Origin of the sequence: Providencia sp. wls1922 (assembly GCF_009706505.1) — a bacterium.
GTDB classification, from domain to species: Bacteria; Pseudomonadota; Gammaproteobacteria; order Enterobacterales; family Enterobacteriaceae; genus Providencia; species Providencia lanzhouensis.
This window is the reverse complement of the sequence record NZ_WLUG01000062.1, coordinates 21,789-29,753: the sequence shown is the minus strand read 5'-3', so window position 1 is coordinate 29,753 and position 7,965 is coordinate 21,789. Positions and strand designations below refer to the sequence as shown.

The following is a 7,965-nucleotide window of genomic DNA, read 5'->3' as shown; positions in this document are numbered from 1 at the left end:
TTTTCGGTATCAGACAGGGTATATGAGTTAGCGCGATAAGGGGTGCTGTTGGTCACTAGTACCACACCTCGCTGATTGGTTAGCGTGGTTTTATCGTCATTTACCATCATATTATTGGCCATTGGGGCATCAATGATGGTGTAGGTATCTCCAGTATCACCCGATAAGGCGATATGGTTAGGGATAGCGACCAAGGTACCTCGGGCGCCTAATCCTGCCTGGCGATAATCATTCGCTTCGGTATAAGAACCGGATAATGTGGTGTAAGGGTGTTTATAGGTAATATTTCCACCGAGGACATTGTTGCCCCCAGACTGATTTGTGCCTGTTACGGTGTAATTAACTTGGTTATCTTTCCCCGCGATGCCACTGACACTCAAAGCTGTTTGTTCATAGTGAGAGTCAGTAAAATAGCTGCCTAAGCTTACGTTAGCGCGTTTTTCGAATAGGCTAATGGGAACGCTGATATTCATATAAACGCGAGTTTCTTCTTTATTATCATAATTACGCACCCGTGATACGGATACGTTGTAGGAAATGTCGTTGTAGTTGTTGGCATAACCGACTTGATATTCTCGGCTACTGCCGTGAGTGTTCCAGTAATCACGATGGGTACCAGAAACAAAAACAGAGCCATAATCGTTGCCAAGCTGCTGATTCAAGTTAATGGTGAAGGTATTTTTCGCTCGTGAGCCACGTAGGGCATCGAAGTTGCTTAACGAGAGATCTGAATTGTTATTATTATTGCCAATTGGGTTAGCATTTTGGTCTTGATATCGCTGCCATGCTTTGTAGTTATCATGAGAGTAAATTGAATCAACAAAGCTATAGTAGCCGCTAGTGGAATAGCGGTATGTGGCGAGAGTTAAACTGGTTGAAGTGGCATCAATAAATTTACTGTAGGTTAAACGATAGCTTTGACCACTCTTATCTCCACTATCCAATTGAGTTTTGGCGTGAGTGACGTCCGCGGAGATAGCACCAAAGCGAAAGTTCCAACCACTTCCAATGACGGCGGAATAATATTTCTCACTGAGTAGAGCGCCTGAATAGAGCGTCACCAAGTTATTCAAGCCGTAATGATATTCGCCTTGAATAAATTTAGGTTGGTATGAGGTATTGTCGATTTTTGCTTGCCCAGCAAGAACGTTATAGTTGGAAACACCTTCTTTGAGCATGTCGGGTACGGCGGAGTAGGGAACAGAAAATGACTCTTTTCGACCATCGGCTTCTTGTATTACCACCAATAAATCACCGCTTCCCGCACTAGGTTGAATATCGTTAAATGCGAACTCTCCTGGCGGCACGTTTTCTTGATAGACCAAATACCCATTTTGATAAACGGTGACTAAGGCGTTGGTTTGTGCGACGCCCCGAATAATAGGAACAAAGTTTTGGCTTGAGTTTGGCAACATGCCCACTTCCGTTGCGAGCATAATGCCTCGCATACGAATGCTATTAAATAGCGCTGTTGGTGTATAAAAATCGCCAGCCTTTAGCCCTGAATTAATCTGGCTGATTGGGCGGTATACATAGCGGGTGTTATTGCGCCATTTTTGCGAGCCATGGGATGAATAGCGATAACTGGATTCATCACGAAATTGCCACGCACCTAAATTGACACCCGAGTTGAGGGTGGCATAGAAATTCTCATTATTTCTCTTTTCGTGTTTCTTCTCTTTATAAGTGTAATAGTTTGTATTATAAGCAAAAATAATGGCGGGTACGCCATGTTGCCACAAGCTGGGATCGACATAACCAGATTCAGATTGTTTAATCGACACTTGTGGAACGGTAATGTTTAGTCGTAATTCGCTGATTTTAAATTGGTAATGTAAATTGGGTGCCAGTGAGCTGAGTTGAACATATGCGTTATTCTCAGGCTGATCTACTTGGTTAGGTGTGGTTTTTAAACCGAGCTTAGGGACATCACTTTGCGCAAGGCTGATTTGCTTACCATTATCTTCAACATTGATGTCAAACTGCCCTTTCCAAACCTGATTAACATAGATATCCGCAAGCTGTTTGCCCGCTGGAATTTGTCCATCAGAATAGAAACGAGAAATATCTCCTTTCGCAGATTCACCCACCAAAAGGGAGGTATCGAATTCATCTGCAAATGCATTTTTTAGATAAGTCTGTAGCCCTATTAAAATAAGGATGTAGAGATAATTTTCTTTTTTCATGATGGTTTCTTCTGTTAAAGCTGAAGGTTTTTAGATTTGAAAACACCATAATCATCAACATAAGTCAGAATAAGATTGCTACTTTTTAACTGTTTTTTTAAAGGCAGTGTTTTGGATGTGTGTGGTGGAACCATCTCTGAATCAACAAGCGCTGTTTTTTTATCTTCAGACGTTGTAATAGCAGCAATAGTAAAATGGTATTGGGAGTTATTATTCACGACAATACCGTTATTATTTAGCTGGTAATTAATATTGTCCGTGATATTTTCAGGTAATTCAGTTAATCCATTAGGTCGATAAAATAATTTTATTCTTGAACGCGCTGCTAATTGAATGACATTTTTCCCTTTCATTGAATCAGGCGCTTTAGGAATATCTAGGACATTTAAATAAAAAACACTTTCAACATTATCTGGAAGTTTTCTATCTGTTTTTTTAATTTTTAATTGTTGACCTTGTAAACCCTCTATTTTGATAATAGGAGGATAAAGATAAAACGGTGCATCTGAATTTTCAGGTGTTGAGTTTATATTACCATCATCAATCCATGATTGAACTAATGACGGTGTGTTACTGTTATTAGTTAATTGCACAGACATGCTTTGTGCAGCTTCTGGATATATAATCCTTGTTCCTGTAATAATAACGTTTGAAAATGTTTCTTTAGAAAATAATAAAAGAAGTAAGAATAATAATTTTATTTTCATAATAAATTCTCACTAAAAGCTAGGTTCAGAGGAACCTAGCTTGAGTTTATTGTTATAGATATGAAACGGTATAAACAACGTTTGATTGCAGCGCACCGACAGATGCGGCAGTCGCATTTGTTTTGTAGTAGCTAGCAATTAAGTTCAATGTTGCACCAGCAGCTGAAGTGGTATTGGCTGCGGTTAACTGAGTATCAAAGGTCGTATTTAATGGAATAGCAACGGTTGGTGATCCAGTCTGTGACAAGCTAAAGCCCACGTTACGAGCAACGGCTGGATCATTTTCGTTCACTGTTGTATTCATTAAATACAGGCCTGAAGGCGAAATATTACTTGAAGAGAAGTGAAGTTTTAATGTCCCTGCTGGCGTACCTCCACCAACAATTGCACAGTTTGAAAAGGTAAGCCCAAAGGCTTTTTGGTTTTTTGTAATAACTGTACTTGCCGTTGTTCCTGCATCAGAAGATATAATCGGATCTAAAGCAATCGACATATCAGCGCTGTTATTACCATTAATCGTACAGGTAGTATCACTAATTGCACCGGAGAAAGAAATAATACCTCCAGGGCTATTTGTGGCAGCAATTACTGAGCCAGATAACACGGATAAGGACAGTATTGATAGAGAAAGTATATGTCTAGGCATAATTAACCCCATCGAGGTTCTCGATTAATTAAAATAAGTGATTTTTTTTGCGAGTCAGAATTAACTAGCTTTTTAAGCTTAGACAAGGTTTAAAGATCTTCAAGATATGTAAAGTGGAATTAATGGGTTTATAAATCCAATGATTTCAAATTTTCAGATTAAAATTTTGTATTTTTTGTTTTTTATTATTTAATGTGCTGAATTTTTGCTTGTAATGAGTGATGTTACTTAGTTAAGTATAGATAATATAAGGAATATTTTATTTTGTGATTTTGTTTCTATTTTATTTTTATTCTGGATTTTTTTGTTTCTATTTATCTTCAATATTTAAACAAGTAAAAAGAGTATTATTCTTTTTCTAATATTTTTGTTTAATTAATTAAAAATTTATTGAGTGATTAATCTTGTTAATTATGTGGTTAATTTTTTGATGGGATATTTTTCAATTGAACTGCACATTGAGTCGTTGGGTTCAAAAAATTAGTTCAAAAAAAGAGAGCACAGACGCTATTTTTGAATAAGAAATAGTGGATTAAAAATAACTAGAATTACCTTGATATAGATGAATAAAATGAAAATTAAAACAATTCTCATTTCTGATTTTTGAACCATAATGATAAGTAACATAACGTAGAGAGATGGGGTGCAAAATGGTCGGACTTTTCAATCGTTGTTTGTCACATGAAGATGCAGGAAAATTGCTGTTGCGCTTAGCTGTGGGTGGGTTAATGCTATTTCACGGAATGAGCAAGCTGCTAACAGGTGCGAGTGGCATCAAAGGGTTGTTAGCCTCTTATGGTTTACCTGAATTTATTGCTTACGGCACAATTTTGGGTGAAGTGGTTGCTCCTATTTTCATTGTGTTGGGTATTTTAACCCGACCATCTGCATTGTTAGTGGCGTTCACGATGATTGTTGCATGGTTAATGGTGGGGTTAGATAAAACGTTCTTACTGGATAAAACAGGGGCATGGGCGATTGAGAGCATCGTTTATTTCTTTGTGAGTGCGCTGGCGATTGCGTTACTGGGGGCAGGGAAATTCTCTGTGGTAAAAAGTGAGAATTGGCGATAAATAGCGTGGAATAGTGAAAAGGGCATCGAAATCGATGCCCTTTGTTTGATAACGGGAAACGCTATTTAGTACTAAATTCTAAGATGGTTTTCTGTAAGAACGCATCTAACAGGCGACTATCTTTACAAGACGGCTCTGGAAATTGGTAGCGTTCCATGCTGTCTATGGTTTCTTGGATTAAGGCATCAATAGCGGGTCTGCGTGCGCCATATAGGCTTTCTTTGCCTCGACCTTTTATCTCTAGCAGCGTATTAATTTCCGTTAATACATCCTTTTGTCTGACACATGCCGCGACTAAATCACGAAAAGCCATCGGTGGCATATTTTTATGGTTCTCTATCCATCGCAAAGCTAATACTGACCGTAAGATATAAAAGTATTTTTTTAATTTCACTTCTTCGTCCTTAAAATCAGTGTATAAGTTCCTTTTACTGATAGAAAGATAGTGATAACGCGCTTTTAACGGTGAGTAAAATTGTTCAGCCAATGATTCTAACTGAGCAAAAAAGTCCTCATCTTTATGATAAACAATCGGCGACTGTAACCATTCAATTAATGCGGGGTTAGAATTACGCATCAGTTTTAAGGCTTTTGATAATTCCCAACCAGACACATCTAGCTCGTCGTCAATCGGCTTTTCTATCACATCACGCTTTCTATCGAGTGTCAGATACCAATCGAGGGAATGCACATAGATAAAGCGCACATCATAATCACTGTCTTGTGAGGCAAATCCCCAACCACGACTACCGGATTCACAGGCAAATAATATTTTGACTTGGTGAGTGCGTTCTATCTCGCTTAATGTTTCACGTATCCTTTCTTGCATAAGCATGGATACGCCATCACTCATTTTTTCCATGCTGTTACTTTTCATTTGAACTCCTAATTGGGGAAAATTACCCCTTCACACACACCACTTGGCGTAATGTATGCACAATTTCCACTAGCGACGATTGGGCTGCCATCACTGCATCAATGTCTTTATACGCCATTGGAATTTCATCGATTACATCGCTATCTTTTCGGCATTCAACATGGGCGGTGGCTATCTTTTGGTCGCTCACGGAAAAACGCTTTTTGGCTTCTGTTCGGCTCATTACGCGTCCTGCGCCGTGGCTACATGAACAAAAACTCTCTTCGTTTCCTAGACCGCGAACAATAAAGCTTTTGGCTCCCATTGAGCCTGGAATGATCCCCATTTGCCCTTTTTGGGCAGATACTGCCCCTTTTCGAGTCACCAAAATTTCTTCACCAAAATGCTGCTCTTTCTGCACATAGTTATGGTGGCAGTTTACGGCTTCTTGCTGCGTCATAAACGGTTTGGTGATTTCTTTCGACAGTGCTTCCAGCACGCGATGCATCATCACTTCACGGTTATGACGGGCAAAATCCTGCGCCCAACCTACGGCTTCCATATAGTCGTTGAAATATTGGCTTCCCTCTTGAAAGTACGCCAAATCACGGTCTGGCAAATTGGCGATATGTTGCTGCATATCTTTTTGCGCCAAGGTAATAAACAAGTTACCAATCGCATTTCCCACTCCGCGAGACCCGCTATGTAGCATCACCCAAACGCGGTCTTGCTCATCCAAACACAGCTCAATAAAGTGGTTCCCTGTTCCCAGCGTCCCTAAGTGGTTGTAATGGTTTGTCCCACGTAGCTTCGGGTACTTATCGCAGATGCGTTTGAACTCTTCATCCAGTTGCGCCCAGTGGGTATCCACAATATCAGGGGCACGATGCCAAGCGCCTTTATCTCGACCGTGTCGATGAGTGGTTCGCCCATGAGGTACTGCCGCTTCAATGGCAAAACGAATATTTTGCAGGCTATCGGGTAAATCCGATGCAGTTAATGATGTACGCACCGCAATCATTCCACACCCAATATCCACTCCAACCGCCGCAGGGATAATCGCCCCTTTGGTTGGGATCACGCTCCCGATAGTGGAACCTTTACCCACATGCACATCCGGCATCACTGCGAGGTGTTTAAAGATAAACGGCATTTTTGCGGTGTTTTGCAATTGGGTCACTGCCGCAGGGTCAACAGGGACTCCGTGAGTCCACATTTTTACTGGCGCACTATTGGGCTGCATAATTTGGTTAAAGTTATTGTTATTCATTGTTATTCCTTAATTTTTACCAATCCGTTTAATACTTGATCCAATCCACCATAAACGGAAATTTGGTCGATTCGATGTGCAATACTTTCTAAGGTTTCGAGCTCTTTCAAACGCAAGGCAACGGGGTTGTTTTCCATCACTTTGGCGGTATTTAGCAGTGAGCGCGTGGCGGCAGTTTCTTCACGGCGACGGATCACGTTGGCTTGTGCTGATTTTTCGGCTTCTACTACCTGAGACAAGATGGTGCGCATGTCTCCCGGTAAAATAATGTCTTTCACGCCAATGCTATCGATTTCTAAACCGAAGGTGAGGGCGGTTTGTACCACATGCTCCATCATCAGCTGGTCGATTAACTGCTTGTTTTTCAACAGTTCATCTAAGGTGCGTGTGCCGATAATTTCACGCAGGGCAAATTGCAGCTCGCGATATAAATAATCTACCGGTTGGCTCAATTTGGATAACGCCAACAAGATGTCGGCATAGCGCCAGTTTGCCGATAAGTTAACACGCAAAGTGACTTTATCTTTGGTCAAAATCTCCTGACCGCTGACTTCCAATGCCTGTAACCGTGTATCAATCACGTCCACTTCAGGTTTACGGCAAATCTTCCAGTAGCCGTAAGTGCCGGGCTGTAAAATGGATTGAATTTCACCATCTAATTTGAAGATACCTACATGCCATGCAGGAACTTGGCTGATTAACGCCAGATCGGTACCTTTGATGCGTTTTTTACCCGCCAAACGCGCCAGTAGTGTTGGGTTGATAACCACATCGTCCGTCGATTGAGTTTCGATGTGCAACGTATTGCCCGTTTTCCAGTACAGTCGGCGCGTCGCGGGCGCTAAAATTTCATTCAAGCTGTTATGCAAATACACAAAGCCCATTTCATCATCTGCAAGAGTGATATCCACACAGTATTCTTCAACCCAATCAGGGTGAAACTGGCGTAAATGCTCAGCAAGTTTCTCTTCAATTGGGTCATTATTTAGTTCAAACAGTGAAACGGTCAGTTTATTAAACCAATCATTAAGGCGATATTCGCCAGCCACGAACAGTTGCTTGAAGTCGCCTTTGTTTGAAGTCAGTGCAATGTATCCCTGTGCCACGTTAATTTTTGTCATTGTTATTTTCCTTTTTATTTATTGAGGTGTTATCGAAATCATCGACGAAGCGAGGAGGGAAACAATCGAGCGCCATACGGCTGTCTACTGTTTTGCTCAATGCCCG

General features: G+C 40.8%; 7 protein-coding genes. 1 reads left to right on the top strand and 6 read right to left on the bottom strand.

Annotated features, from left to right (window positions below; genetic code table 11):
- The 3 genes from GKR71_RS05880 to GKR71_RS05870 form a co-directional block, all read right to left on the bottom strand.
- The coding region (locus tag GKR71_RS05880; protein WP_154634047.1) for a fimbria/pilus outer membrane usher protein at nt 1-2,186 on the bottom strand (2,186 nt) is incomplete at its 3' end.
- 14 nt (nt 2,187-2,200) lie between these two features.
- The gene (locus GKR71_RS05875; RefSeq protein ID WP_036955168.1) at nt 2,201-2,893 is read right to left on the bottom strand and encodes a fimbrial biogenesis chaperone; all 693 of its coding nucleotides are present in this window, start codon (nt 2,891-2,893) and stop codon (nt 2,201-2,203) included.
- A 52-nt stretch (nt 2,894-2,945) separates the two neighbouring features.
- Nucleotides 2,946-3,539: a fimbrial protein gene (locus tag GKR71_RS05870; RefSeq protein WP_006663314.1), complete on the bottom strand. Its 594-nt coding sequence runs from the start codon at nt 3,537-3,539 to the stop codon at nt 2,946-2,948.
- Between the two features lie 650 nt (nt 3,540-4,189).
- Between GKR71_RS05870 and GKR71_RS05865 the strand changes: the two genes are divergently transcribed.
- Nucleotides 4,190-4,612, top strand: a complete 423-nt coding sequence (locus GKR71_RS05865; RefSeq protein ID WP_036955165.1) for a DoxX family protein — start codon at nt 4,190-4,192, stop codon at nt 4,610-4,612.
- 61 nt (nt 4,613-4,673) lie between these two features.
- Here GKR71_RS05865 and GKR71_RS05860 read toward each other — a convergent pair whose 3' ends face one another.
- From GKR71_RS05860 to GKR71_RS05850, 3 genes are read right to left on the bottom strand one after another with little or no spacing between them, the layout of a single operon-like run.
- Nucleotides 4,674-5,489 carry a nucleotidyltransferase domain-containing protein gene (locus tag GKR71_RS05860; protein WP_442959407.1) on the bottom strand — a complete coding sequence of 272 codons (816 nt, stop codon included), beginning with the start codon at nt 5,487-5,489 and terminating at the stop codon, nt 4,674-4,676.
- 22 nt (nt 5,490-5,511) lie between these two features.
- Nucleotides 5,512-6,738 (bottom strand): RtcB family protein, encoded by a 1,227-nt coding sequence (locus GKR71_RS05855; RefSeq protein WP_006663311.1) that lies wholly within the window; start codon nt 6,736-6,738, stop codon nt 5,512-5,514.
- A 2-nt stretch (nt 6,739-6,740) separates the two neighbouring features.
- A complete protein-coding gene (locus tag GKR71_RS05850) occupies nt 6,741-7,859 on the bottom strand; it encodes a slipin family protein (RefSeq protein WP_154634046.1) in 1,119 nt (372 codons plus the stop codon).
- Nucleotides 7,860-7,965: the final 106 nt, after the last annotated feature.

Excerpts from the sequence above, each read along its gene's own strand:
- GKR71_RS05875 (WP_036955168.1), bottom strand. The coding sequence starts at position 2,893 with ATGAAAATAAAATTATTATTCTTACTTCTTTTATTATTTTCTAAAGAA.
- GKR71_RS05870 (WP_006663314.1), bottom strand. The coding sequence starts at position 3,539 with ATGCCTAGACATATACTTTCTCTATCAATACTGTCCTTATCCGTGTTA.
- GKR71_RS05865 (WP_036955165.1), top strand. The coding sequence starts at position 4,190 with ATGGTCGGACTTTTCAATCGTTGTTTGTCACATGAAGATGCAGGAAAA.
- GKR71_RS05860 (WP_442959407.1), bottom strand. The coding sequence starts at position 5,489 with ATGAAAAGTAACAGCATGGAAAAAATGAGTGATGGCGTATCCATGCTT.
- GKR71_RS05855 (WP_006663311.1), bottom strand. The coding sequence starts at position 6,738 with ATGAATAACAATAACTTTAACCAAATTATGCAGCCCAATAGTGCGCCA.
- GKR71_RS05850 (WP_154634046.1), bottom strand. The coding sequence starts at position 7,859 with ATGACAAAAATTAACGTGGCACAGGGATACATTGCACTGACTTCAAAC.